We start from the raw sequence: 26,807 nt of genomic DNA on the forward strand, positions 1-26,807 counted from the left end.
TTAGGTCAGGGGTCGCTGGGTCGAGTCGCAGGGGCGGCTCGTGAACCAGAACCGTCGTTCATTGTCCCACGGCGGGGCGGACCGCGTCACCGAGCGGGCCTGTCAGACTCGTTACACCGGTGACGCGGGTGAAGCTCACTCCCCGTTGGCGGAGCCGCGGGGCACGCTCGGCGTGGACTTCGCGACCGTCATCAGGAACTCGGTGTTCGACTGGGTCTTCTTCATCCGCTCCAGCAGAAGCTCGAGCGCCTGCTGCTGCTCGAGCTGCGCCAGCACGCGGCGCAGCTTCCACATCACCGCGAGCTCCTCGTTCTGCATGAGCGCCTCCTCGCGGCGGGTACCCGAGGCGTTGACGTCCACAGCCGGGAAGATGCGGCGCTCGGCGAGCTTGCGCTCCAGCTTCAGCTCCCAGTTGCCGGTGCCCTTGAACTCCTCGAAGATCACTTCATCCATCTTCGAGCCGGTGTCCACCAGAGCGGTCGCGAGGATCGTCAGCGAGCCGCCGTTCTCCACGTTGCGGGCGGCACCGAAGAACTTCTTCGGCGGGTACAGCGCCGAGGAGTCCACACCACCGGAGAGGATGCGGCCCGAGGCCGGGGCGGCCAGGTTGTAGGCACGGCCCAGACGGGTGATGGAGTCCAGCAGGACCACCACGTCGCGGCCGAGCTCCACCAGGCGCTTCGCTCGCTCAATGGCGAGCTCCGCGACGGTGGTGTGGTCATCGGCAGGACGGTCGAAGGTGGAGGCGATGACCTCACCCTTGACGGTGCGCTGCATGTCGGTGACCTCTTCGGGGCGCTCGTCCACGAGCACCACCATGAGGTGGACCTCGGGGTTGTTCGTGGTGATGGCGTCCGCGATCTTCTGCAGGATGATGGTCTTGCCGGTCTTCGGCGGCGCCACGATCAGGCCGCGCTGGCCCTTGCCGATCGGTGAGACCAGGTCGATGATGCGCGTGGTGAAGTTGCCGGCGGTGGTCGCCAGGTGCAGACGGCTGTCCGGGTAGAGCGGGGTGAGCTTGCCGAAGTCCTTGCGGTTGCGGGCGTGCTCGGGCGGCATGCCGTTGACGGCGTCCACCGTGACGAGCGCGGCGAACTTCGAGTGGGCGTTCTTCATGTTGCGCCCACCGCGGCCGCCACGACCGCCGCGGCCCTGGTTGCGACCGCCGCCCTGGTTCTTCTGGTTGTTGTCGTCGCCGTCCTGAGGGGCCTTGACCTGGCCGGCGATGGCGTCGCCCTTGCGCAGGCCGTACTTGCGGACCTGGTTCATGGACACGTAGACGTCGCTCTCCCCCGGCAGGTAGCCGGTGGTGCGGACGAAGGCGTAGTTGTCGCGGATGTCGAGGATGCCGGCGACGGCCACGAGGACGTCGTCCTCGTTCACCTGCTCGTCCTGGCCGCCGTTGCCGCCGCCCTGCTGCTGGTCGCCGTCGCGCCCGCGGCGCCGACGGTCCCGGGAGCGGGAGCGCTGGCGGTTGCGGCCGCGGCCCTTGCCGTCCTCGTCGTCCTGGTGGCGGCGATCGTCATCACGGCCCTGCCCGCGGCTGTCCCGGTCGTCCCGGGAGCCGTCGCCCTGGTCGCGGCGATTGCCGTCGCGGTCGGAGCGGCCGCCGCGATCACGGCGGCTGCGGCGATCGTCGCGATCATCACCGTCGCGGTCGCTGCGGTCACGGTCGCGCCCGCGACGGCCGCGGGAGCCCTGCTGGTCGTCATCACGGCGGTCCTCGTGGGAGTCTCGGCCGTCCGCTGACGCGCTGTCACGGCCGGTGCGCGGCGATTCGGGCAGCTGGATGTCCTCCACGCGGCGGGGGCGGTCGTCGCCCGCGCGGTCGGTGCCGGTGCCCTCATCGGAGGAGCGCTTGTCGGAGCCGCGCTTCGCGGAACGGCTGTCCTCGGCGTTCTCGGCCGGCTTCTGCGGAGCGGTGAACGGCTCCTGGTCCTGCTCAGCGCGTTCGCTGGAGTCGGGGGCGCCGGAGTCCGAGGCCTGGGGGCGCGATGCGGGGGCGCTCGATGCGGCGCCGCCGGACTGAATCGCTGCGATGAGCTCGCCCTTGCGGTACTTGCGGACGCTCTTGATGCCCATGGAGGTGGCGATGGCCTGCAGCTCGGGGAGCTTCTTGGCCTGCAGGTCGCTTGCGGCGGCCTGGGCGTTGTTCTCAGTCACCCGGGGTCCTTCCTTAGGTTCGATTCCCGTGGTTCTCGGCGGTGAGGAGAGCGCGGGCGTGCACACTCTGATCGAACAGAAGCGCGCAGGCAGACAGCGGCACAGGGGATTCCTCTGAGAATTCACCACCGAGTAGACATGGTTCGTGGTGCAGTGCGCTGAAACTCGCGGGCGTTCAGACCTATGACAAGGGATGGCCCGCCGGGAGAGATCCCGAGCGCGCCCTCAGAGTAGCACAGTGCGTGCACCGCCGCCTGACAGGCCGATGCGCGCGATCCGCCACTGGGCGGGGTCGTCCACCATGTCCCGAACGAGGCGCACCAGGTGTCGCGGTGCGCCGGCGGGGATGAGCACCGTCGGCCCCGCTCCCGAGATCACGGCGGGTACACCCTCCTGGCGCAGCATCTGCACCAGCGCCACACTCTGCGGCATCGCCTCCTGTCGACGCTCCTGATGCAGGCGGTCCTGCGTTGCGGTCAGCAGCAGCGAGGGATCCTCCGCGATCGCGTGCACGAACAGCGCGGCGCGCGACAGGTTGAACGCAGCATCAGCGAACGGCACCTCCTCGGGCAGCAGCGACCGCGCCGTCGACGTCGCGACCGGAGCGGCCGGGGAGATGATGACCGGGTCGAGGATGCTGGACCCGTCGGCCCCCGTCCCCACCCGCAGGCGTTCGGCGTGCGCGCGCCCGCCCTGCAGATAGGAGAGGGTGACGCCGCCCAGCAGCGCGGGGGCGGCGTTGTCGGGGTGCCCCTCGAGGTCAGTGGCGAGCTGCAGCATCTCCTGCTCGTCCAGGGCCGACGGGTCCGCCAGCAGTGCCCGTGCCAGCACGATCCCGCCGACGACCGCGGCAGCGCTCGAGCCGAGCCCGCGACCGTGGGGGATGCGGTTCGTGCAGTGCAGGCGGATCCCCACCTGCGCAGCGCCGATGTGATCGAGAGCGGCGCGCAGCGACTGCACGACCAGGTGCGCATCGCCGCGGGGGACGTCATCCGCGCCTTCGCCCTCCACGGTGATCTCCACTTCCCCGGTGGTGACCTCCAGCTCGTACTCGTCGCGCAGCTCCAGGGCGAGGCCGAAGCTGTCGAACCCGGGACCAAGGTTGGCGCTGGTGGCGGGCACCTGGGCGCGAACGCGCTCGTGGGCGATCCTCACAGTCCCATCGCCTTCGCCGCCGCGTTGATGTCCACGGGAACAGTGACCGGGGTGAGGTCCTTGTTCTTCAGCGCGGTCTCCGTATCCTTCAGGCCGTTGCCGGTGACGGTCACGGTGATCACCGAGTCCTTCGGGATGGAGCGCTCCTGCCCAGTGGCGGTGCGGCCCTCCCGCTTGATCTTCAGCAGGCCGGCCACACCGGCGGCGGAGGCGGGCTCCACGAAGATGCCGACTTCGGAAGCGAGCAGGGACTGCGCTTCGAGGATCTCCTCGTCGCTGACGGCGGAGATGAGGCCGCCGGAGGAGTCGCGGGCATCCGCAGCGAGGGACCAGGAGGCGGGAGCGCCGATTCGGATCGCGGTCGCCACGGTCTCCGGGTCGGTGATGGGGCGGCCGGCCACGAACGGTGCGGCGCCGGCGGCCTGGAAGCCCCACATCTGCGGCACGGAGCCGCTGATGCCCTTGTCGCGGTACTCCGTGTATCCCATCCAGTAGGCGGAGATGTTGCCGGCGTTGCCGACCGGCAGGACATGGATGTCCGGCGCCTTCCCGAGGGCGTCGACGATTTCGAACGCTCCGGTCTTCTGCCCCTGCAGGCGGTACGGGTTGACGGAGTTGACCAGCTCCACCGGGAACGCCGCATCGAGTTTGCGGGCGATCTCCAGGCAGTCGTCGAAGTTGCCCTGCACAGCGATCAGGCGCGCCCCGTGCATCACGGCCTGCGCCATCTTGCCGGCGGCGATCTTCCCCTCCGGCAGCAGGACGGCGCAGCCGATGCCGGCGCGGGTGGCGTACGCCGCGGCGGAGGCCGACGTGTTCCCGGTCGAGGCGCACACCACGACCTTCGCACCGTCGTTGACGGCCTTAGTCATCGCCGAGACCATGCCGCGGTCCTTGAACGACCCGGTGGGGTTCATGCCCTCCACCTTGATGTGGACCTCGGCACCAAGCATGTCGCTCAGCGTGGGCGCGTGCACAAGCGGAGTGCCGCCTTCGCCGAGTGTGAGAAGGGCGTCGTCCTCACTGAACGGCAGGTGGTCGAGGTATTCGCGGAGCACTCCGCGCCACTGGTGAGCCATGGTCATTCTCCTTCAACGCGGACGAGCGAGTCCACGCTCGTGACGGTGTCCCGGCTGCGCAGCTGCTCCAGCGCGGTCTGCATGTCCTTCTCCCCCGCCGTGTGGGTGACGATGCCGATGTGGGCGCTCGCGCCGCTGCCCTCCGGGTCGGTCGCCCCCTCCTGGTGGATGGTGCTGATCGAGATGCCGTTCTCGCTGAGGATCCCGGCGACGTCGGCGAGCACACCGGGGCGGTCCACCACGGTGAGCGCCAGGTAGAACGGGTTGGAGAGAGCGTCCAGGCCTGCGGTCGGCAGCTTGGCGTAGAAGGACTCGTCGGGCTCCTTGCCTCCGAAGACGCGGTTGCGGGCCACGGAGACGAGGTCGCCGAGGACGGCCGACGCGGTCGGGGCGCCGCCGGCGCCCTGTCCGTAGAACATCAGCTCGCCGGCGGCCTCCGCTTCCACGAAGACGGCGTTGAACGCTTCGCCGACGGATGCCAGCGGGTGCGCGTTCGGCAGCATCACCGGGTAGACGCGCGCCGAGATCGCCTCGGATCCGTCCTCGCCGGTGACTCGCTCCACGACGCTCAGCAGTTTGATGACGCGGCCCAGGCGCTCAGCGGCGGCGACGTCATCGGAGGAGATGCGGGTGATGCCTTCGAGGAAGACATCGTCCAGGTGGACACGGGAGTGGAAGGCGAGGGAGGCGAGGATCGATGCCTTCGCGGCGGCGTCCTGTCCCTCCACATCGGCGGTCGGGTCCGCTTCGGCGTAGCCGAGGCGCTGAGCGTCGGCGAGGGCGTCGTCGAAGCTCTGCCCGGTGCGGGTCATGGCATCGAGGATGTAGTTGGTGGTGCCGTTGACGATGCCGAGGACGCGCTCGATGCGGTCCCCCGCAAGGGAGTCGCGCAGGGGCCGGATCAGCGGGATGGCTCCGGCGACGGCGGCTTCGAAGGAGATGTCCACGCCGTGGCGGTCGGCAGCTTCGTACAGGGCGGGGCCGTCGGTCGCCAGCAGCGCCTTGTTCGCGGTGATGACGCTGGCGCCGTTCTCGAGGGCGTGCAGGATCAGGGAGCGGGCGGGCTCCTGGCCGCCCATCACCTCGACCACGATGTCGGCCTCTTCGACGAGGGCTTCGAGGTCGTCGCGGATGAGGGAGCGGTCCACGTGGGGGCCGCGGTCCTTCGAGGAGTCGCGCACACCGATGCCGATGATCTCCAGCGGTGCGCCGGCGCGGTGCGCGAAGTCCTTGGGGTGCTGACCGAGGAGGCGGATCACGTCGGTGCCGACGGTGCCGGCGCCGAGCACGGCGATCTTGAGCGGCTGGAGTGCGGATGCGTTCTGGGTCATGGGGTCTTCGTCTCCTTGGGTTGGGGTGTCAGCCGAGGTCGCGGGCCAGGAGGTCGTCTTCGGTCTCGCGCCGGATCATGGGGCTGACCTCGCCATCGGCCACACTGACGACAACGGGTCGGGGAACGTGGTTGTAGTTCGAGGCGAGCGAGTAGCAGTAGGCGCCGGTGACGGGGACGGTGATGATGTCGCCGCGGTGCACATCGGCGGGCAGGTACTCGTCCTTGACGACGATATCGCCGCTTTCGCAGTGCTTGCCGACCACCCTGACCACGGCCGGTTCCGCATCAGAGGTGCGGGAGGCGAGCAGGCAGGAGTAGTCGGCGTCGTACAGGGCGGTGCGGATGTTGTCGCTCATGCCGCCGTCGACCGAGACGTAGAGGCGCCGCTGGGCGGGGCCGAGCTCCACCATCTTCGTGGTGCCGACGGTGTACAGCGTCTGCGTCGAGGGGCCGGCGATGGCGCGGCCGGGTTCGAAGCCGAGCACCGGAAACGGGAGGTCGAGGTCGGTGCATTCGATGCGGATGATCTCGGCGAGGGAGTCCGCGAGCGCCGTCGGGGTGGAGGGGGTGTGCTGGGTGTTGTACATGACGCCGAAGCCGCCGCCGAGCACGAGGTGCTCGCAGGTGCGGCCGGTGGTCTCCTGGATGCGCTTGACGAGCGCGAGGACCCGTCGGGCGGCGACCTCGAAGCCGTGGGTGTCGAAGATCTGCGAGCCGATGTGGGAGTGGAGCCCGTCGAGGTGGAGACTGGGGCGCTTGAGGACGTCCTCAGCGGCGGTGAGGGCGTCTCCGGTGGTGATGGAGATGCCGAACTTCTGGTCCTCGTGGGCGGTGGCGATGAACTCGTGGGTGTGGGCCTCCACGCCGCTGGTGACGCGCAGCAGGACGTGGGCGGTGGTGCCGAGGCGCTCGGCGATGTCGGCGACGCGGTCGATCTCCTCGAGGGAGTCGATGACGATGCGGCCGACGCCTTCGGTGAGCGCGCGTTCGATCTCGGCGTCGGACTTGTTGTTGCCGTGGAGGGTCATGCGGTCGGCGGGCATGCCGCCGCGCAGTCCGACAGCCATTTCGCCGCCGGTGCAGACGTCGAGGCCGAGGCCGTCCTCCGCCATCCAGCGGGCGATACGGGTGGCGATGAACGCCTTCGCGGCGTAGCTGACATGGGCGCCGTTCAGGGGTGCGAAGGCGGTTTCGAACGCATCCTTGAAGGCGCGGGCGCGAGCACGGAAGTCCTCTTCGTCGATGACGAAGGCGGGTGAGCCGACCTGCTGGAGGATGGCGTGGGCGCTCACGCCGCCGATCTCCAGAGCGCCGTCGTCGCCGCGGCGGGTCTGCTGGGAGAACAGGCCCGGGATGAGGGCGTTGACATCAGCCGGGTAGGGCAGCCAGGTGGGGGCTGCGTCATTGCCGTGCAGGGCTCCGGCTTCGTGTGCGCGCATGGGTCTCCTTTGTGGTCGGCACCGCTCCGTCCGGATCGATGTCGCTCCATCGTAGGGAGCGGGCGCCTGGCCGTGAGATGGGTGTCCACACTGCGGCTCCGTGGTCGTGGCGGGCCGGTGGCCGACGGGGCGGGCCCGGCCTGGTTCAGCCCGTCGTCTGGGGCCATTGGTACGCTCACAGCGAAGGCTGTAGGAGGTTCACCACATGCACAAGCATGAGCTCGTCGTCGTCGCCAACCGACTCCCTGTTGACCAGCACGTGGCCAGTGACGGCACCCGTTCGTGGGTGACGTCCCCGGGTGGTCTGGTCACCGCGATGAAGTCGGTGATGGAGGATGTCGACTCCGCCGCCTGGGTGGGCTGGCCGGGCCTCACGGATGAGGCGATCGAGCCGTTCGAGGCCGACGGGATGAGCCTCTTCCCGGTGTTCCTCACCAACAGCGAGGTGGAGAAGTACTACGAGGGCTTCTCCAACGGCACCCTATGGCCGCTGTACCATGACGTGATCGCGGACCCGAACTTCCACCGCACCTGGTGGGACGCGTACGTCGATGTGAATCGGAAGTTTGCGGCGGCGGCCGCGTCCGTTGCGGTGCGCGGCGGCACCGTGTGGGTGCACGACTACCAGCTGCAGCTGGTGCCGGAGATGATCCGCGCGCAGCGACCCGACCTGAAGATCGGGTTCTTCAACCACATTCCGTTCCCGCCGTTCGAACTGTTCGCACAGCTGCCCAAGCGCAACCTGGTGCTGCGGGGCCTGCTGGGCGCGGATCTCGTGGGCTTCCAGCGGGAGCGCGACTCCATCAACTTCATGACCTGCGTGCGGCAGCTGCTGGGCTACCGCTCCGCTGAGCACGAGATCCACGTGCCGGGGATCGGCGTGGAGCCGGACCGCACCGTGGTGGCGCGCGCGTTCCCGATCTCGATCGACACCTCCGTGTACGACCGCCTCACGAAGGACCCGGCGGTGCTCAAGCGCGCGGAGGAGATCCGCGCGGAGCTCGGCAATCCGAAGAGGATCGTGCTGGGCGTGGACCGCCTGGACTACACGAAGGGCATTCGACACCGCCTGAAGGCCTACGGCGAGCTGCTGGCCGAAGGCGCGGTGGATCCGCACCTGGTGACGATGCTGCAGGTCGCGACCCCGTCCCGCGAACGCGTGGATGCCTACCGGCAGCTGCGTGACGAAGTGGAGCTGACGGTCGGCCGCCTGAACGGCGACTTCGCGCCGCTGGGCCGGCCCGCCATCACCTACATGCACCGCTCCTTCAACCGGGAGGAGATGACCGCCCTGTACATGGCGGCGGACGTCCTGCTGGTGACGAGCCTGCGCGACGGCATGAACCTGGTCGCGAAGGAGTACATCTCCTCCCGGGTGGACTGCCAGGGCGTGCTGGTGCTGTCGGAGTTCACCGGCGCCGCGGATGAGCTGCGCGCCGCCACGCTGGTGAACCCGCATGACATCGATGAGCTGAAGACCGCGATCCTGCACGCCCTCGCCATGTCCCCCGATGAGCAGCGCGCCGCCATGGAGTCGCTGCGCCGGCAGGTGGAGAACAACACTGTGCAGGACTGGGCCGATGACTTCCTGTCGGTGCTGAGCGAGGGCGGGGAGCGCAACTCGAGCCCCCACATTCCGGAGGTGCGCCTCAGCGGGGAGACTGCTCCCCCGCTGGAGGAGCTGGATGAGAGCGTTGAGCGGTTCATGTCGATCCCACGGGTGCTCATCGCCTCCGACTTCGACGGCGTCCTCGCCCCGATCGTCGCGCACCGCGATGATGCGCAGGCGCTGCCGGACTCGCTGGCGGCGCTGCGCGGCTTCGCCGACATCGACGGGGTGAACGTGGCCCTGGTGTCCGGGCGCACCCTGGAGGACCTGGACAGCCGCACCCACATGCCGAGCTCGGTGGTGCTGGTCGGCTCCCACGGTGCTGAAGTGGGGGCGCTGCCCCGCGATATGGACGCGAGCGTGCTGGACGGTGCGTCGCTGTCGATGAACCCGCAGCGCACCGCTCTGCTGCAGTCGATCAGGCGGACGCTGGAGAAGATCGCGCTGAAGTTCCCCGGCACCGAGGTGGAGGTCAAGCCGTCGGCCGCGGTGCTGCACACCCGCAACGCCCGCGGGCGCGGTGGTGTGAACGCGACGGAGGCCGCGCTGGAGTACGCGCGCACTCTGCCGGATGTTCGGGTCACCCCGGGCAAGGCCGTGGTGGAGTTCTCCGTCATCCCCGCCACGAAGGGGGAAGCGGTGGAGACCCTCGCGCGGGCGTGCGCCGCCGATGCGTGGCTGTACATCGGTGACGATGTGACCGACGAGTCCGTGTTCGCCCGCGCGGAGGAGGACGACATCACCATAAAGGTGGGTGAGGGCGATACGGCGGCGCAGTTCCGCCTGGAGAGCCCGGAGGATGTCCGCTCGTTCCTCGTGGATCTGTCCCGTTCGCTGCGGACGAGGACGGGACGTTCGGACTCCTGACGACGCTGTGACCAATAATCACCGTTTGGTCACACACTGGTGCGGTGCGAGTATCCCCAATGCAGCGCGAAGGCACTCCCCATCGAACAGACGAGTGAGACCTCCACGTCAGAGAAGCCCGTCAGCCCCTCACTCCGAAACCTCGCGAGGGGCGTGGCCTGGTCTGTGCCGGCCGCCGTTGTGTCCGTCGCGGCACCGGTCTACGCAGCCTACCGCTACCCGAACCCGGTCGCAGGGTCGAACTGCACCGCGGCGTTTGATCGGATGCCGGCTGACGCACCAGGCACAACTGGGGACCCTCATGAATTGACGCTCAGAGTGAATTCCGTCGGCGCGAACAACCTTCCGGCTGATGCAGTCGTGACCGACGTTCGCGTCACCTGCACCGTCCAGCAGTCAGCGTCCAGCACGAAGTCCGGGCCTGGGATTCCGGCCTTCAACGCTCCCGGTGCCACCGCCAAGGGCAGCGCGTGAACCCCAACACCGGGTGCAGGTCCTTCACCTTCGGTGTTTCACCGGGGCTGGATGTCTCTTACGTGGGGGACACCTCGCCCGGAATCACCGCTGCGACCGGCGACACCAACCACTGCTGATCTGACTCCCGCGACAGACGGAAGCACAACGAAAGGCCCCTCACCACTGATTGCTGGTGAGGGGCCTACTCGTAGCGCCCGCGACAGGATTCGAACCTACGACCTTCTGCGTTCAGGTGAGCTGCGGGCCATCCGTGTCGGCGGGCGGAACCAGTGGAGAGTTTGCGAGGCCGAGTTGGAGGCCTACATCGAGCGTGCTTACGCCGCCACGGCAGAGGAGCTGAGGATCAGCGCTACGCCTCGCGCTTCCAGCTGATCGTTAAGGGGCTCTTCCCGATTCGTGGTGATGGGGAGCGTCGCGTCGCTGGCGTAGAACGGCTCGTGGCCCTGCTGTGATGGGTGTTGTCAAGACATCCACATCCCAGAGGACCACGAGCCTGTGCACGAGAATACTGGTTCGCAGCGCGATGCTGCGAGCACGATCTTCAACCTGCCCAACTACCGCGTCATCGACGCCACCGACCTGCCCGACGGGGACCGGCGGGTGGTGATCACCTCGACCGTCACGCCGGGCTGTCCGGTCTGCGGGGTGCTCGCGACGAAGGTTCACTCGCGCCGGTCACCCGAGTTGGACCTCTCTGGGAGATGAACGCTGATTCTGTCGATGTTCCTCCTGGTCAGGGCCGTGCCGGAGGTCGTGGGTGACACACTAACGGCATGGTGTTTCTGCGGAAGGTGAAGACGGCGTCGGGTGCGACTGCGGTGCAGATCGCCGAGCGGCGGAACCGTCGGGATGTGGTCCTGGAGCATCTCGGGTCGGCTCATACCGAAGCCGAGCTCGCCGGCCTGATGGAGGCGGGTCGGGAGAAGATCAACGCTGGTCAGGGCGTCCTCGACCTGGGGACAGCAACGTCGACGAGCCCCGCGACGATCACGTCGAAGCAGTCCCGGCTGCTGCTAGAGACGCTGCAGTCCGCGTGGGCGGCGCTGGGGTTCGACGTCATCAAGGACGAGGCGTTCTTCCAGCTCGTCGCCGCGAGACTGATCGAGCCGACCTCGATGAGCGACTCCGCCAGAGTGCTGACCGAGGTTGGGATGGACCCGGTGCACCGCTCGACGATGAAGCGCTGCCTGGCACGCGTCGCCGAGCGCGAGTACCGCGACCACATTGCCACGAAGTGCTTCGAACACGCTGCCACCAGCGGTGACATCTCGCTGGTCCTCTACGACGTCACCACGCTCTACTTTGAGGCGGAGCACGAGGACGAGCTGCGGAAGGTCGGCTACTCCAAGGAACGCCGGGTCGATCCGCAGATCGTGGTCGGCCTGCTCGTGGACCGGGGCGGGTTCCCGTTGGAGATCGGCTGCTTCGAGGGGAACCATGCCGAGACCCGCACGATCGTCCCGATCATCAAGCAGTTCCAGACCCGCCACAACCTTGCCGACATGGTTGTGGTCGCTGATGCCGGGATGCTCTCCACCGCCAATCTGACGGCGCTGGACGAGGCGGAGCTGAAGTTCATCGTCGGCTCAAGACAGGTGAAAGCGCCGGGTGACCTGGCGAATCACTTCCACTGGAATGGGCATTGCGTTCACCGATGGGCAGTTGATCGACACGATCACCCCGCGCCACGGCAACACCAGGACCGAGCGGAAGAAGAACCGGCGGGAGCCGGTCTGGGACCCCGAGCAGCATCCCGGGCACTGGCGGGCCGTCTGGGCTTACTCCCGCAAACGCGCAGTCCGGGACGGACACACACTCACTGCGCAGGAGAACCGGGCCCGGGCCGTGATCGACGGGGACGCGGCGGTGAAGTCGACCCGGTTCGTGAAGACCACTGCGGCCGGTCGCACCCTCGACGAAGCCTCTCTCGAGCGAGCTCGGCGCCTGGTCGGATTGAAGGGCTACGTCACCAACATCCCCGCCCAGGTCATGCCGCCGGCAGAGGTGCTCTCGAGCTATCACGACCTCTGGCACGTCGAGCAGTCCTTCCGGATGAGTAAGACAGACCTGCAGGCCAGGCCCATATTTCACCGGCAACGCGACGCGATCGAAGCCCACCTCACCATCGTGTTCACGGCCCTGGCGATCGCCCGCTACCTGCAGCACAAGACCGGGTTCAGCATCCGCCGGATCATCCGGACACTCCGTCCCCTCCAGGACGTCACTATCACCATCGCCGGGCAAAAGATCACCGCGAGCCCCGAACTCACCGACGACGCCCGACACGTCCTTCAGCGAGTGACACACTAAAGAGGTCCAAGTCAGGTCGGATGCTCCTTCGGTCAGGCGTGCGGGGTCAGGGGTGGCCGGCCGGTGCGACGCGCCGGTGGTGCGTCCGCGAACAGGTCCGGGCACTCCCGGGCTCACCAGCCCTCGGTGCGCTCTTTGAGCTCACGGTAGGCCGCCAGCACCTGCGGTGTCGCCTCCGCGCCGACGGTGCGACTGCCGGTGATCTCCCAGTGCGGCGGCTCGTCGGTGCTGGCGAGCGCCCAGGCGGCCTGGCGGGCTGCTCCGAGTGCGACGTACTCGCCGCTCGGGGCGATCTCGACCTCGCGGCCGAACACGGCCGGGGCCAGTTCCTGCACGGCGCGGCTGCGGGCCCCGCCGCCGATCAGCACGATCCGGGCCGCAGCGGTGCCGGTGACGTCCTCCAGGGCCGCGATGCCGTCGGCCAGGGAGCACAGCAGGCCTTCCACGTAGGCGCGCGCCACGTCCTCACGGGTGGTGGAGGCGCTCATTCCCGTGAGGGTGGCCCGCGCGGTGGGGCGGTTGGGGGTGCGCTCCCCGTCGAAGTAGGGCAGCAGGGTCACCCCGCCCGCCCCGGGCTCTGAGGCGAGCGCGAGCCGGGAGAGCTCCTCGTGGTCCACGCCCAGCAGGGCACGGCCGGCCTCGAGGATCCGGGAGGCGTTGATGGTGGTGGTCATCGGCAGGAAGCGCCCGGTGGCGTCGGCGAAGCCGGTGACGGTGCCTGAGGCGTCGTCGGGCCGGACGTCCGTGACCATGGCGCACACACCGGAGGTGCCGATTGAGACGGAGACGTCCCCCGGGCCGAGCGACAGCCCGAGGGCCGCGCCCATGTTGTCGCCGGTGCCGGCCGCGATCGCGGCGCCTCCCGGGGTGCGCGCCATGACCTCCTGCGGCGTCGACGGGAGGCGGGGCAGCTCCAGGGCGTGGCCCAGGGCGCGCTCGGCCAGCTCAGGCGCCCAGGCCTCGGCGCGTGTGGAGTAGTAGCCGGTGCCGGAGGCATCGCCGCGGTCGGTGAAGGCGTCCCCTCCCCCGGCCAGGTGACGGGAGACGTAGTCGTGCGGGAGCATCACGGAGCGGGCGCGCGCTGCGCTGTCGGGCTCGTTGTCCCGCACCCACCGCAGCTTGGAGGCGGTGAAGGAGGCCACCATCAGGCTGCCGATCTCACCGACGCACTGCTCGGGCCCGCCCATCTCCTCGATCAGTGCCTGCGCCTGCGGTGCGGAGCGGGTGTCGTTCCACAGCAGGGCGTCGCGCACCACGCCGCCGTGCTCGTCCAGCAGCACCATGCCGTGCTGCTGGCCGCCCACGGCGAGGGCCTCGGCCCGCTCCAGGAGGGGACCGGCCGCCTCGTCCACCGCGTCCAGCCAGGCACGGGGATCGACCTCGGTGCCCTCGGGGTGGGCGGCGCGGCGCTCGTCCTGCACCTCGCCCGTCTCGGCGTCGACCAGCAGGGCCTTGGTGGACTGGGTGGAGGAGTCGATGCCTAACACGAAGGGCATAGTACTTTCCTTCCCTACATTCCCCAGCTCCGCTGAGCTGGCGCTTCAATCTTGTGTTTCATGCCATAGTGGCAGAGGGACCGCCCGCATTCTCGACGCCACCCTCCTCAGCGCTCGTCTCTGCAGTTAGCCTCGTGATACCCATTCCCGTCGCAGCCAGAACAATTGCAACTAGGACCCCCGCCCAGTTCTGAACCGCCCACGGCAGATAATCGAGGGTTGCGACGCCTAAGGTGCCCGCCATGTAAGCCCCCGCCGCAGTCCAGGGGAGGATAGGTTCGATCACGCTTGCGGCGTCCTCAATCGTTCTCCCCAGCACCTTCGGGTGAACTCCTCGCTTGATGTATTCGGGACGGAAAATCTCACCGGGCAGAATAATTGAAATCTGCCCGTTGCAAGTCACCCCGATTGTCGTCAAGCAAGTGACGATCGTCGCTCCTACCAGTCCGAAAATATTCTTGACGCCTGCCAACAGCTTCTCGACCATCACCTGCAGCGAACCGGTCAGATCGATGATACCCGCGAAGGCGATAGCGCAAAACGCAATGAGCAGCGTGCCCATCATGGAATTCATCCCTCCACGATTCAGAAGCGTCGCGAGATCCTCCCCGCCCGACACAGCATCAAACCCCGCCCGTTCAATCATCTCTAGGTTGAAGCCGTTGACGATCGCGCCCACGGTGTTCTGCAATGAGATTCCCTGAAACACCACCGCGTTGATCATCGCGAGAGCGGCGGCGGACAACATAACAGGAATAGTCGGCATGCGGAGAAGTGAACCCGCAAAGACAACTATCACCGGCAAAACGACCAGTAGATTGAAATCAAACCCTGAGGAGAGGGAGGTGAGCATGCCGTCTATGCTCTCCGATGAAATTTCGCCACTCCCTTCATTGTTCAGCCCCACAAAGAGAAACGCCAGGGCGGAGATAATATATGCTGGAAGTGTCGTCCATAGCAGGTTAGCAATGTGCTCATAGAGGTTGACACGCGTAATCATCGACGCCAGGTTCGTAGTGTCCGAAAGCGGCGACATCTTATCTCCGAAATACGCACCGGCCACAACAGCACCTGCAACTGAGGCAAGATTCGCATCCATGCCGATCGCAACGCCCATGAAAGCGACTCCTACCGTCCCGGCAGCCCCCCAGGACGTTCCGGTCGCCAATGCGACTATTGATGTCACCAAAAGAGCTGTCAGACCGATAAATTGGGGGCTAATGATCCTCAATCCCCAGTAGATCATCATTGGGATTGTGCCGCCAGCCATCCAGGCACCAATTAGAAGGCCTACGCAGATCAGAATGAGGATCGCAGGCCACGTCTTTTTCATTTTAACCGCGATCGATTCAACCATATCGTTCCAGGTCCAGCCGAGGAACTTGGCGACCACCGCTACAACAGCCGCTGAAAGGATGATCATAGGCTCGGCATTGAGACCAAAGGCAATGTAGCCAACGCCGAGGAATATCATCATTGCGAATATGGGAATGAGAGCGACCAACAGCGTCGGCTTCCTGCGCCCATGCTCATCGGGATTGATGTGTTGAGTCTCGGGGGCCGGCTCTTCACCCAGTTGATCGACGTTGTTCATTGGGTTCCTCTCTCGCGGAAGCGCGTCTCTGTGCGCTTTGAATTAATCCGTGTGCGCTGATCCGCGCGAATCGCAAGATGCTGGGCAGCTGGGAGCATTCATCTTGGACCGCGCTGTGATAGGTGCCGTACTAACAAGCCTGCGTAGCACCTCTTGAAGTCGGTCGCGGGGAATACCGAGGTTCAAACGTAACCATCCAGAGTACTCTTCTCCAAAGTCGGAACCGAAACCTGGAATAACCTTGGCGTCTCGAACGAACCATTTCCGTAGTGCATCCTCATTGCCAACGCTACGCGCGTCTATCCACAATAGGAATGTTCCGCCCGCCGGAACCGGTCGCAGGCCGGGCAGTTCCTGTCGTAATACTTTCCACGCGAGATCAAATGATGCTTGAAGCTCTAACTGTGTGCGATCCAGCCACTCATCACATTGACTCCATGCTATTTGCGTCGCGCGTAGACCAAAAATATTAGCATTATGGAATCCCGCCCGCCTAAGCGATCCGCGCAACCATTGTGAAGTTTCAGTTCGCGAACAGACAATTGCGCTCGTCTCGAGTCCTGCGAGATTGAATGCTTTTCCTGGAGCGATGCAACTGATCCATTCCTGCCCCTCCCCCGCGACCAGCGCAAAGGGCGTATGGGTGCCATGCCGCACGGAGTCAGAATGCACCTCGTCAGAGACGACCATGACCCCGGCGGCTTCGCACATTCTTGCTATTTGCTCAAGTTCATGGCGAGGCCAGACGGTTCCTGTCGGATTGTGCGGCGAGCAAAGTAAAAGCATGTCCGCACCAAATATAACGGATTCCAGGTTTGCTAGGTCTACGGACCATACGTTACCCTCTTCAACGAGGCGAGATGTACGGATTGCGCAGCCATTGCGCTTTAGGACTTCGAGCGTGGGAGAGTATTGAGGGGACATCGTAACGACAATTGGCGGCGCCGGGAAGTACTCACGGGCTATGAGAGCGAGGAGATGTACTACGCGCGGCACCATCACCACCAGATCCATATTTACTTCCCACCCGTGACGGCGTAAACACCAGTCGTGCACGAGGCGTGGGAAATCCTCGAAGGGCTCTGTGTATCCGTACGCTCCGGTCTGTGCGAGGCGGGTCAGTTCCTCGCATATTGGCGCCGCGGTCGGGAACTGAAGTTCAGCAACGTTGAGTGGGATGTAATCGTATTTGCCTTCGCGGATCAGATGGCCCCATACAGAGCTGTTGAGCAGGTTCGGCTCGATCATCGGGGTGCGCCTTTGCATTGATTCGTTTGGTGTCGCGTGCGGAGTGTCCGGTTAAAAAATCCACAGGCAATTCGGTCTCTTGGATGCTTCAGGCCCGGAAGCCGAGCAGGTGCTGCATGGCCAGCTGGTTGAGCCGCACGAAGCCGTAGTTGCGCGCACCGGCCGCGTCCACGTCGAAGTCCTCGTAGGTCGAGCGGTCCGCGAGCAGGTCCTCCACGGACTCGCCCTCGCCGAGGGTGGGCTGGGCCAGCTCCTCGATGCCCGAGTACGCCAGCGCCTCCTGCACCTCGGGGTCCTGGCGGAAGGCCACGGCCCGCTCCTTGAGCATCAGGTACATCTCCATGTTGGCGTACGCGGAGTCGTACTGGCCCTTCTCGTGCTCGGTGCGGGAGGGCTTGAAGTCGAAGTGGCGAGCGCCTTCGTAGGCGCCGGGCTTGGACGGGAAGCCGTTCTCGAGCAGGTCGACGGTGAAGAAGGCACTGATGAGATCGCCGTGACCGAACACGAGGTCCTGGTCGTACATGGGCCCGTGCTGGCCGTTGAGGTCGATGTGGAAGAGCTTGTCGGCCCACAGCGCCTGCGCGAGGCCGTGGGTGTAGTTCAGGGTGGCCATCTGCTCGTGGCCGGTCTCGGGGTTGATGCCCACGATGTCGCCGTGCTCCAGCTTCTCGATGAAGGCCAGGGCGTGGCCCACGGTGGGCAGGAAGATGTTGCCGCGGGGCTCGTTGGGCTTGGGCTCCAGACCGATGCGCAGGTCGTAGCCCTTGTCCTTGATGTACCCGGCAACGGTGTCGATGCCCTCGGCGTAGCGCTGGTGAGCGGCGAGCAGGTCCTTGGAGCCGTCGTACTCCGATCCCTCGCGGCCGCCCCACATCACGAAGGTGGTGGCGCCGAGCTCGGCGGCGAGGTCGACGTTCGCCAGCACCTTGCGCAGGCCGAAGCGGCGCACGGAGCGGTCGTTGGAGGTGAAGGCGCCATCCTTGAACACCGGGTGGGCGAAGGTGTCGGTGGTGATCATCTCGATCACCAGGCCGGTCTCCTCGGTGAGCTTCGTGAGCTCATCGATGATCTGCTGACGCTCCTGAGGGGTGGCGTCGAAGGGCACCACGTCGTTGTCGTGGAAGGTGAAGCCCCAGGCGCCCATCTCGGCGAGCCTGCGGATGTGGGCGGACAGCTGCAGCGGCGGGCGGGTCGCCAGGCCGAACTGGTCGCGCGCCTCCCAGCCCGTGGTCCACAGGCCGAAGGAGAACTTGTCGTCACGGGTGGGGATCGGGGCTGTCATCGTCGGGTCCTCCGCTGCTCCGGGGCGGCCTCGCCACCCCTTAGTTAGTTTGCGTTACTTACTATAGACATGGAATCCTGGGGAGCACGAGCGGCAACGGACTCTGGGGGAAGAGATGCAGTCCACGCACCTGCGCGAGCACAACCTCTCGACGATCCTGCGAGCGGTCGTCTCCTCCCCCTCCCCCCTGTCCCGCGCGGCACTGGCCAAGCAGACCCGCCTAACCAAGCCCACGGTCTCCAAGCTCGTCGAGGAGCTGATCGGCGCGCACCTGATCCAGGAGGACGCACCGGTCAGATCGGGGGCCGGGCGCCCCATGGTCCCGCTGCTCCCGGCCATGGACACCCTGGCTGCGATCGGCATCGAGGTGGCGGCGGATCACGTGGTCTGCCTGGCCGTCGACCTCGCCGGTCGCACTCTGTCCCGCCGCACGGAGTACGTGAGCGTGACCTCCGCCACCACCGAGGACGCGATCTCCTGCTGCGCGCGGCTGATGGACCAGGCGCGCGGCGAGGTGGGGCATCTGCCGATCGCGGGCGTGGTCGCTGCGATCCCGGGCCGCATCGCTCCGGACGGCGATCACGTACTGTCGGCCCCCAACCTGGGCTGGGACCGGGTGCCGTTCGTGAGCCTGCTGCGGGAGCACCCGGCTCTCGCCGATCTGTCCGTCCGGGCGCAGAACGACAACCGCCTCTCCGTGCTCACCGAGCTGGACCAGCGCCCCGGGGAGTCGTTCATCTACATCCGTGGCTACACCGGTGTGGGCGGGGCCGTCGTGATCGACGGGGAGCTGCTCGACGGCGTGCACGGCTGGGCCGGCGAGTTCGGCCACACGGTGGTCCAGCCGGGAGGTGACCGGTGCCTCTGTGGGCGCCGAGGCTGCCTGGAGGCCTACATCTCGTACCACTCGCTGCGCGAGCGCGCCGGCCTCGGGGACGACGTGCTGATCGACGATCTCATCGACGCCCTGGCCCGCAGCGGGGACCGGGCCGAGGTCATCGGGACCATCGGCCGCTCACTCGGCCTCGCGGTGGCCAATGCGATGAACGTGCTGGACGTGTCCACGGTGGTGCTGTCCGGGTACCTCGCTCCCATCGCGGAGGAGATCTCGCCCGTGGTGCGGGAGACCGTGGATCGTCATGCTCTGGCGGCCGAGGCGGGCCCGATCACCCTCGAGCGCTCCGACGACCTCGAGGACCCTGCCCTGCGCGGGGCCGCTCGCGCGGCCCTGCAGCCGGTGCTCTCCGCCCCCGGGCGCTGGATCGAGCGCGCGGCCCGGTCTCACATGGACGCGTAGCGCGAGCGCAGGATCGAGTAGATCCCGTACAGGATCAGGCCCACGCCCACCACGACCAGCAGCACGGTGCCGGCCGGCAGGGTCGCCATCTGCTTGATGGCTCCGTCCATGCCGGTGGCCTTCTCCGGATCGGCGCCGATAGCGGCCCAGCCGAACAGCACGCCCACGCCGACCAGCGCCAGGCCCTTGGCCACGTACCCGGCCACCCCGGTGACCACGACGGCCCTGCCCACGTTGCCGCCGCCGGTGGCCTGCAGGTCCTCCTCGAACTTGCGGGTGACGCCCTTGACGATGTGGTAGACGCCGATGCCGATCACTGCCAGCCCCGCCACGGCGATCAGCACGCGCCCCACGGGTGAGGGACAGGGCTGTCTCGAGAGGCTTGGGGTCAGGGGCCGTGCCCTGTGCCAGTTGGGTCAGCAGCTCGGCGTTGAGCTCGGTCTCTTGTGTGTCCCAGGGGTTCCCGGTATCGGGCGACTCCTGGAAGAAATCGTCGATGCGCATGGGTCCATCATCCCTTGGGCAACCCACATCCAAGCGCCGGCGCGTTGCGTATTGCGTACCTCAGTGCGTACATGTCCACTCTAGCCAGGCATGAAGAAGGCCCCTGGTCTGCGTTTCCGCTGACCAGGGGCCCTTTCTTGTGCCCGCGACAGGATTCGAACCTACGACCTTCTGCTCCGGAGGCAGACGCTCTATCCACTGAGCTACGCGGGCAACGCGGTCCAGTCTAGCAACGCCCGGGCCGCTGGACGCCCTCTCAAACGAAGACGAGAGCCGGGTGAGGGGAAGCTCACCCAGCGCTGGGCAGCTGCGCCCTCTCGAGAACCGCCGACGGGTCCGCGCTGATCGCGAGTCCCGACGGCTCCTTGCCGGCGCGCACGAGCATGTCGCCGACAGCGGCGATCATCGCCCCGTTGTCGGTGCACAGATCGATCGACGGGACGCGCAGCTGAATCCCGGCGGCATCGCACGCCTCCTGCGCGTGGGTGCGCAGGCGCTTGTTCGCTGCCACTCCCCCGACGATCGTGAGGGTCTGCATGCCCTTGTCGCGGCAGGCGCGCAGTGCCTTGGCGACGAGCACATCCACGACCGCCTGCTCGAACGATGCGGCGATGTCCGCGACGGGAACCGGGTCGCCATCGCGCTCCAGCTTCTCAACTGTCCGCGCCACCGCGGTCTTCAGCCCGGAGAAGGAGAACGCGTAGGGATCATCGCCGGGGCGCAGCATCGCGCGCGGGAAGCGGAAGGCCGACGGGTTCCCGTCCACCGCCGCAGCGGAGATGACCGGCCCGCCCGGGTAGCCCAGGCCGAGCAGACGCGCGACTTTGTCGAATGCTTCACCGGCCGCGTCATCGAGGGTGTCCCCCAGGTGGACGATGTCGTCCTCCACGAGGTCGTGGACCTCGAGCAGCGAGGTGTGCCCACCGGAGACGATGAGGACGATGCCCTTGTCGGGCAGGGGGCCGTGGTCGAGCAGGTCGGCTGCGGCGTGGCCGGCGAGGTGGTGGACGCCGTACAGCGGCTTGTCCAGAGCCCACGCGATCGCCTTTGCGGCCGCGAGGCCCACGTGGACGGCGGTGGCGAGGCCGGGGCCGCTCGTGACAGCGACGTGGGTGATGTCCTCGAGCTCCACGTCCGACGCGGCCAGGGAGTTCTCCAAGGTCGGGACCACCGCGTCCAGATGGGCGCGAGCAGCGATCTCCGGAACCACACCTCCGAACTCGGCGTGCTGCTGGGCACTGGAGGCGATGCCCTGGCCGAGCAGGCGGCCGTTGGAGACGAGACCGAATCCGGTCTCGTCACAGGAGGACTCGACGCCGAGGACGATGGGTGAGGTCATCGCAGAAGGTTCAGCGGGTTCGTCGACTCACCGCTCGGAGTCTTGGCGCCGAAGTGCAGGTGGCAACCGGTGGAGCGGCCGGTGGTGCCGACCTTGCCGACTTCCTGGCCCTGCACGACGCTCTGGCCCTGAACCACGCTCTGGGACTGGAGGTGGAAGTACTGGGTGACGGTGCCGTCGGCGTGGGTCACCTCGACGAGGTTGCCGGAGGCGCGGTGGTAGCCCACCTTGGAGACCGTGCCGTCGGCGGCGGAGCGGGCGACATCGCCGCAGGCCTGCGCATAGTCGACGCCGTCGTGGAACTTGGTGTAGCCGAGGGTCGGGTGAGTGCGGTAGCCGTAGCCGGAGCTGATCGCGGCACCGCCGGAGGGATCGACGTAGGCGGCGCGCTTGCCCTGGGAGACCTTCTCGACCTCGGCAGGAGCGCCGGCGCGCTTGCCGGTGGCGGTCTGACCGCCCGCGGCCTGCGGAGCGCTGGCTGCCGCAACCTCAGCCTCAGTCGGCGCTTCGTCCACGGAGAAATCGGCCGCGCCGGTCTCCAGAACGGCGGTGTCCTCCACAGCTCCGGCACTGACGGCCGGGATCGCCTGCGGAGCGGGAGCAGCCGGGGCAGCAGGAGCGCCGACTGCAGGGGCGGCCTGTGCAGCACCGGGTGCAGCTCCGGCCGGCGCCTGCTCGGACGTGCTGGCGTTCGACGCGGCGATGCCGAACGCGCCGGTGGAGGAGGTCGCCAGGGGAAGGGCGATGGTGGCGACCGCGAAGGTGCTCAGTGCGCTCGCCTTGGCGACGGCGACCGAGGCAGTGCGGGTGCCCCGGTGCAGACCGCGCGGGGCGGGCTGCAGCGGCCGGATCTGTGCCGGGCCATCAGCGCGACGCTTTCCCATGTCGACACCCTTCCTTCCGATCGTCTGCGGGGGTCCAACGCCGGTCCGTGAATCCATCACCCCGGCGCCTTCCGTTCAAGCCGCGTTCAATCGTAGGAAGCTCCCAGACTCCTCAGGCACCCTCCAGGCCCTTCATTGCCAAGTCTTTGCCGAGGCCTGTGCAGGACGGGAAACTCCGAAGATCAGAACACTGTTTTCGTGCCCGTTCCGAAACAATCACTGTTGACCGCATCACAGGAATTTCGGGTCGGATTCGGGGACGACTCCCCATCGAACCGTCGTCGGCTTCCGTCGACCGCCCTCCCGGTCAGCCGTTGACGGCATTCCCGGTCTGCAGGTGACGGCCATGCCGATCAGCCGTTGGCCGCACCGCCGTGCTTCTGCATGACGTCCTTGACCTCACCCACGAGCTCCTCCAGCACATCCTCCAGGAACACGGCGCCCACGCTGCGGGCACCGGCGGAGTCCACACGGGCGAGATGCGCGCCGTTGTACTGCATGGCCCGCAGCGCCTCTTCGATCTCGTCGTCATCCGCAACGGACACCACCGCCCGCACCCGGCCCGGCGAGATCACCCTGCGGTAATCGGCGTCGCTCGCATCCGGCGGCAGGATCACGTCCTTGAGATGGAGGTACCCCACCAGGTCACCCGCGTCGTTGCGCACACCGATACGGCTGAACCCGGTCTCGGCGACGATGTCCTCGAACTCGGCGTGGGTGACGCCGTAGGGGACGGTGACGACCTCTTCCATCGGCACCATGACTTCACGCGCTGTGTGGTCGGAGAAGTTGATCGCTCCGGCCAGAAGGCCCTGGTCGTCCACGAGCAGGCCCTCGCGCCTGGACTCGTCCACGATCGCAGCGATCTCATCAGCGGTGAACTCGCTCTCCACTTCATCACGCGGCTCCACCCCGAAAACGCGCAGCACCATGTTCGCCACCGTGTTCAGCACCCAGATCACCGGAGCGAACAGCAGGGAGAACACGCGCAGCGGCCAGGCGAGCAGCAGCACCGACCCAACCGGCAGGGAGATCGACATGTTCTTCGGGATCATCTCGCCGAACACCACATGCAGGTAGGAGGCGATGAGCAGCGCGATGGCGAACGAGATCGGGTGGACGAGCCCAGCCGCCACTCCGAAGCGCACGAACATCGGCTCCAGCAGGTGGGCGATCGCCGGCTCCGCCACCGCACCGAGGGTGACGGAGCAGATGGTGACGCCGAACTGGGCGGTGGCGAGCATGATCGAGACGTGCTCGATCGCCCACATGGCGGTGCGGGCACCGCGCCGGCCCTCCTGCATCAGCGGTTCGAGCTGGCTGCGCCGGGCGCTCATCACCGCGAACTCGGCAGCCACGAAGAACGCGTTGCCCAGCAGCATCGCCAGGCCCACGATGAGGGAGACTGTCGAGCTCATTCGGCCTCCTCCTCAGCATCGCGGTCGCGGTGTGCGAGCACCCCGGGGTCGAGCACGGTCAGCCGCAGCGAGTCGATGCGGCGGCCGTCCATCGCGAGGACGTCGTACCGAACGCCGCCGACCGTCACGGTGTCGCCCACAGCCGGGATGCGCCCGAGGTGCATCATGACGATGCCGCCCACGGTGTCCACCTCGGTGGACTCCTCGATGAGGATGCCCATTTCGCGGCGGATCTCGTCAGGGCGCATCAGACCGGACACCTGCCAGTGGTCGATGTTCTCCACGAAGCGCTCGGGCTCGTCATCGTCGTGCTCGTCGCTGACCTCGCCGACGATCTCTTCGATCACGTCCTCGAGGGTGACGATGCCGGCGGTGCCGCCGTACTCGTCGATCACGACGGCGAGCTGGGCACCCGCTTCGCGCAGGTCCACCATCAGGGAGTCCAGCGGCACGGTGTCCGGAATGCGCAGCGCTTCGCTCATCAGCTCCCGGACCGTCGTGGTGCGGCGCTGCTCGCGCGGCACGGTGACGGCCTGACGCACCTGGATGATGCCGACCACATCGTCCTCGCTGTCCTCGATGACGGGGAAGCGGGAGTGTCCGGTTTTCCGAGTGAGCGCGAGGACGTCCTCGGCGGTGGCGCTGACGCCGATCGACAGCATCTTCCCGCGGTGGGTCATGACGTCGGCGGCTTCGCGTTCGCGCAGCTGCAGGGTGCGGGACAGCAGCACCGCGGTCGCGCGGTCCAGGGTGCCGGCACGGGCCGAATGCCGCACGAGGGAGTCGAGCTCCGCGGGTGAGCGGCCGCTGCTGAGCTCCTCCTGCGGTTCGATGTTCATCAGCCGCAGGAAGAAGTTCGCGGTCGCGTTGAACATGATGATGACGGGCCGCAGTGCAACGGTGAACGCGTGCTGCAGCGGTGCGACCACGCGGGCCGTCTGGTACGGCACGGCGATGGCGAGGTTCTTCGGGATCAGCTCCCCCACCACCATGGAGAACGCGTAGCTGATCATCATCGCGAGCGCCACGCCGATGGCGGCCCTGAGCCCCTCGGGGACGCCGACGGCGCCGAGACCGGGCGTGATCAGGTCAGTCAACGGCTGCTGCACGGCGAAGCCGAACAGAAGCGTGGTGATGGTGATGCCCACCTGAGCGCCGGAGAGGTTCGTGGAGAGATGAGTGAGTGCGGACAGAACACCCTTCGCGCCGGTGTCGCCGTCGGCCGCGGCCTTCTCCACGGTGTGCTTGTCCAGGGCCACCAGGGAGAACTCGGCCGCCACGAACAGGGCGGTGCCGAGCGTCAGCAGGACACCGGCAAGCAGCAGGAGCCAGGTCATCATCGGCCCTGATCACCGCTCAGGGCCGGTCTGGACGACGGGAGAGGATTCGGGTCGCATATGTCGTTCATCGTGGCATCGAGTATAGGGTCGTCGCCGCCGTCTGCTCTGTGGGATTCGCCGACGGGCTCCGGCCCCACAGGTGGTCGGCATCCGTCGACCTCTCCCCTCACAGCTGGGTGTTCGGGCCGCGGCCTACATTTGTGGGCATGGAATCTACGGACACAGCAGCTCCTCGCGTCATCGTCGTTGAGGACGAAGCGGCCATCGCCCGCGCCATCGCCGACCGTCTCTCCGCGGAGGGCTGGCAGGTGCGCATCGCCCACGACGGACCGACGGGCCTGGCGGCCATCCAGCAGCTGAAGCCCGACCTGGTGGTGCTGGATGTGATGCTGCCCGGATTCGACGGGCTCGAACTGTGCCGCCGCATCGGAGATGACCAGAACCTCGGCGTGCTCATGCTCACCGCCCGCGATGACGAGACCGACATGCTGGTCGGCCTCGGCGTCGGCGCCGACGACTACATGACCAAGCCCTTCTCCATGCGCGAGCTCGTGGCGCGTCTGAAGGCCCTGCTGCGGCGCGTCCAGCGGCTCGGCGCCGCGGAGCAGGAACCGGCGGCGCAGACCACCCTCACCCTCGGCGACCTCGTGGTGGACCGTGCCTCGCGCCGCGTGACCCGCGGCGGGGAGCTCGCCCACCTCACCCCGACCGAGTACGACCTTCTTCTGTGCCTGGCGAACGCGCCCGGAACGGTCCTTTCGCGCGAGCAGCTGCTCGAGGACGTGTGGGACTGGGTGGATGCGACCGGAACCCGCACCGTGGATTCGCATGTGAAGGCGCTGCGCCGCAAGCTCGGCAGCGACCTGGTGCGCACCGTCCACGGCGTCGGCTATGCGCTCGAGGTGCCGCAGGCGGCGGAGGAGCAGTGAGCCGCTCCGAACAGCTGCCCACCCCGCTGCAGGGGTTCCAGTCGTTCAAGATGAAGCTCGGCGTCCTCGTGGGGGTCTCCGTGCTGGTCGCCGCCGCGATCGCGTGGGTGGGGTCGAAGACGGGCCTGAACGCGATCATCATGATCCCGCTGACGGTCCTGGCCGCCCTTGCGGTCACCCAGGTCCTCGCCCGCGGCATGACCTCACCGCTGCGGGAGATGACGGCGGCGGCGCGCGCCATGGCGCAGGGGGACTACGAGCGCCGCGTCACCACTCGCTCCCGCGATGAGGTCGGGCAGCTGGCCGACGCGTTCAACACCATGTCCGCGGATCTGGAGCAGACCGACCGGATGCGCCGCGAGCTGGTCGCGAACGTCTCCCACGAGCTGCGCACCCCCGTCGCCGCACTGCGCGGCCAGCTGGAGAACCTGGCCGACGGGGTGACCCCGGTGACACCGGAGAACCTCGAGGTGACGCTGCAGGCCACGGAGCGCTTGTCCCGCCTCGTGGACCACCTGCTGGATCTCTCCCGGCTGGAGGCCGGGGTGACGGATCTGCAGACAGAGCAGATCGAGCTCACACCGCTGCTGCATGAGGTCACGGACACGGCGAGGCTGGCGGCCCGGGTCCAGGGGCGCGATGTGCACTGGTCGGTGGATGTGCAGCCGGCGGACCTGAGCATCGCCGCTGACCCGGAGCGCATCCGGCAGGTGTTCTCCAATCTCCTGGACAACGCCTCCCGCCACTCCCCCGCCGGCGGCAGCATCTCCGTGATCGCGTTCCTCACCGAGGGCGCCTTCGGGCCGGGGGTCGACGGCGTGTGCATCGAAGTGCGCGATGAGGGTCCCGGCATCGCCGAGGAGCACCGCGCGAGCGTGTTCGGAAGGTTCGAGCGCGGAGAGGCGGCTCTGGACGGCTCCGGCGGCACCGGGCTGGGGCTGGCGATCGCGCGATGGGCGGTGACGCTGCACGGCGGCAGGATCGAGGTCATCGATGACCCGCGGCGGGCTGCGCGGGCGCCCTCCTCCACCATTCGGGTGACGC

General features: G+C 67.4%; 20 protein-coding genes, 1 tRNA gene and 1 pseudogene. 7 read left to right on the top strand and 15 right to left on the bottom strand.

The annotated features are described in order from the left end of the window. Positions 1-135: 135 nt before the first annotated feature. From rho to lysA, 5 genes are all read right to left on the bottom strand, one after another. Positions 136-2,163: a transcription termination factor Rho gene (gene rho, locus MHY20_RS04220; RefSeq protein ID WP_239375044.1), complete on the bottom strand. Its 2,028-nt coding sequence runs from the start codon at positions 2,161-2,163 to the stop codon at positions 136-138. Positions 2,164-2,388: 225 nt separating this feature from the next. Continuing rightward, the gene (gene thrB / locus MHY20_RS04225) at positions 2,389-3,318 is read right to left on the bottom strand and encodes a homoserine kinase (protein WP_183373896.1); all 930 of its coding nucleotides are present in this window, start codon (positions 3,316-3,318) and stop codon (positions 2,389-2,391) included. Beyond that, positions 3,315-4,397 (bottom strand): threonine synthase, encoded by a 1,083-nt coding sequence (thrC, locus tag MHY20_RS04230; RefSeq protein ID WP_239375046.1) that lies wholly within the window; start codon positions 4,395-4,397, stop codon positions 3,315-3,317. The genes thrB and thrC overlap by 4 nt, the downstream gene beginning before the upstream one ends. Before the next feature lie 2 nt (positions 4,398-4,399). Then, positions 4,400-5,728 carry a homoserine dehydrogenase gene (locus MHY20_RS04235; RefSeq protein WP_239375048.1) on the bottom strand — a complete coding sequence of 443 codons (1,329 nt, stop codon included), beginning with the start codon at positions 5,726-5,728 and terminating at the stop codon, positions 4,400-4,402. Positions 5,729-5,756: 28 nt separating this feature from the next. Further along, on the bottom strand, positions 5,757-7,169 hold the full coding sequence (gene lysA, locus MHY20_RS04240) for a diaminopimelate decarboxylase (RefSeq protein ID WP_183373890.1): 1,413 nt from the start codon (positions 7,167-7,169) through the stop codon (positions 5,757-5,759). A 205-nt stretch (positions 7,170-7,374) separates the two neighbouring features. Between lysA and MHY20_RS04245 the strand changes: the two genes are divergently transcribed. From MHY20_RS04245 to MHY20_RS04260, 4 genes and pseudogenes are all read left to right on the top strand, one after another. Further along, positions 7,375-9,645 carry a bifunctional alpha,alpha-trehalose-phosphate synthase (UDP-forming)/trehalose-phosphatase gene (locus tag MHY20_RS04245; RefSeq protein ID WP_239375050.1) on the top strand — a complete coding sequence of 757 codons (2,271 nt, stop codon included), beginning with the start codon at positions 7,375-7,377 and terminating at the stop codon, positions 9,643-9,645. Positions 9,646-10,170: 525 nt separating this feature from the next. Then, a complete protein-coding gene (locus MHY20_RS11720) occupies positions 10,171-10,494 on the top strand; it encodes a helix-turn-helix domain-containing protein (RefSeq protein WP_317700097.1) in 324 nt (107 codons plus the stop codon). 123 nt (positions 10,495-10,617) lie between these two features. After that, entirely contained in the window at positions 10,618-10,827 is a 210-nt protein-coding gene (locus MHY20_RS04255; protein WP_239375052.1) for a hypothetical protein, read from the top strand. Positions 10,828-10,895: 68 nt separating this feature from the next. Next, a pseudogene (locus MHY20_RS04260) lies at positions 10,896-12,432 on the top strand (IS1634 family transposase). 113 nt (positions 12,433-12,545) lie between these two features. On the opposite strand, the gene xylB reads toward MHY20_RS04260, so the two are convergent. The 4 genes from xylB to xylA all read right to left on the bottom strand — a co-directional run bounded on the left by xylB (position 12,546) and on the right by xylA (position 18,052). Beyond that, positions 12,546-13,928 carry a xylulokinase gene (gene xylB, locus MHY20_RS04265; RefSeq protein WP_239375055.1) on the bottom strand — a complete coding sequence of 461 codons (1,383 nt, stop codon included), beginning with the start codon at positions 13,926-13,928 and terminating at the stop codon, positions 12,546-12,548. A gap of 58 nt (positions 13,929-13,986) precedes the next feature. Next, the gene (gene nhaC / locus MHY20_RS04270; protein ID WP_239375057.1) at positions 13,987-15,522 is read right to left on the bottom strand and encodes a Na+/H+ antiporter NhaC; all 1,536 of its coding nucleotides are present in this window, start codon (positions 15,520-15,522) and stop codon (positions 13,987-13,989) included. Between the two features lie 42 nt (positions 15,523-15,564). Continuing rightward, positions 15,565-16,770, bottom strand: a complete 1,206-nt coding sequence (locus tag MHY20_RS04275; protein ID WP_239375060.1) for an aminotransferase class I/II-fold pyridoxal phosphate-dependent enzyme — start codon at positions 16,768-16,770, stop codon at positions 15,565-15,567. Positions 16,771-16,858: 88 nt separating this feature from the next. Further along, positions 16,859-18,052, bottom strand: a complete 1,194-nt coding sequence (xylA, locus tag MHY20_RS04280; protein ID WP_239375062.1) for a xylose isomerase — start codon at positions 18,050-18,052, stop codon at positions 16,859-16,861. Between the two features lie 115 nt (positions 18,053-18,167). Here xylA and MHY20_RS04285 point away from each other — a divergent pair, with 115 nt between their 5' ends. Then, the gene (locus tag MHY20_RS04285; RefSeq protein ID WP_183373876.1) at positions 18,168-19,349 is read left to right on the top strand and encodes an ROK family protein; all 1,182 of its coding nucleotides are present in this window, start codon (positions 18,168-18,170) and stop codon (positions 19,347-19,349) included. Here MHY20_RS04285 and MHY20_RS04290 read toward each other — a convergent pair. The 6 genes from MHY20_RS04290 to MHY20_RS04315 form a co-directional block, all read right to left on the bottom strand. Then, complete coding sequence (locus tag MHY20_RS04290) at positions 19,334-19,702, bottom strand: DUF1206 domain-containing protein (RefSeq protein WP_343064023.1); 369 nt, start codon at positions 19,700-19,702, stop codon at positions 19,334-19,336. The two genes, MHY20_RS04285 and MHY20_RS04290, sit on opposite strands and share 16 nt — an antisense overlap. 291 nt (positions 19,703-19,993) lie before the next feature. Beyond that, a tRNA-Arg gene (locus tag MHY20_RS04295) sits at positions 19,994-20,066 on the bottom strand. A 76-nt stretch (positions 20,067-20,142) separates the two neighbouring features. Beyond that, on the bottom strand, positions 20,143-21,192 hold the full coding sequence (gene tsaD, locus MHY20_RS04300; RefSeq protein WP_183373874.1) for a tRNA (adenosine(37)-N6)-threonylcarbamoyltransferase complex transferase subunit TsaD: 1,050 nt from the start codon (positions 21,190-21,192) through the stop codon (positions 20,143-20,145). Beyond that, positions 21,189-22,076 carry a M23 family metallopeptidase gene (locus MHY20_RS04305; RefSeq protein WP_239375068.1) on the bottom strand — a complete coding sequence of 296 codons (888 nt, stop codon included), beginning with the start codon at positions 22,074-22,076 and terminating at the stop codon, positions 21,189-21,191. Before MHY20_RS04305 ends, tsaD begins: the two co-directional genes overlap by 4 nt. A gap of 353 nt (positions 22,077-22,429) precedes the next feature. After that, positions 22,430-23,494, bottom strand: coding sequence for a hemolysin family protein (locus MHY20_RS04310; protein WP_239375071.1), 1,065 nt, complete (start codon positions 23,492-23,494; stop codon positions 22,430-22,432). After that, positions 23,491-24,834 carry a hemolysin family protein gene (locus MHY20_RS04315; RefSeq protein WP_239375074.1) on the bottom strand — a complete coding sequence of 448 codons (1,344 nt, stop codon included), beginning with the start codon at positions 24,832-24,834 and terminating at the stop codon, positions 23,491-23,493. The genes MHY20_RS04310 and MHY20_RS04315 overlap by 4 nt, the downstream gene beginning before the upstream one ends. A gap of 206 nt (positions 24,835-25,040) precedes the next feature. Here MHY20_RS04315 and MHY20_RS04320 point away from each other — a divergent pair, with 206 nt between their 5' ends. Together MHY20_RS04320 and MHY20_RS04325 are read left to right on the top strand one after the other, a co-directional pair. Next, positions 25,041-25,763, top strand: coding sequence for a response regulator transcription factor (locus tag MHY20_RS04320; protein WP_239375077.1), 723 nt, complete (start codon positions 25,041-25,043; stop codon positions 25,761-25,763). Then, positions 25,760-26,807, top strand: a 1,048-nt coding sequence (locus MHY20_RS04325; RefSeq protein ID WP_239375080.1) for an ATP-binding protein, incomplete at its 3' end; no start/stop codon positions are given. The genes MHY20_RS04320 and MHY20_RS04325, both read left to right, overlap by 4 nt.

Source organism: Helcobacillus sp. ACRRO (assembly GCF_022347125.1).
In the GTDB taxonomy this organism is placed as follows: domain Bacteria; phylum Actinomycetota; class Actinomycetes; order Actinomycetales; family Dermabacteraceae; genus Helcobacillus; species Helcobacillus massiliensis.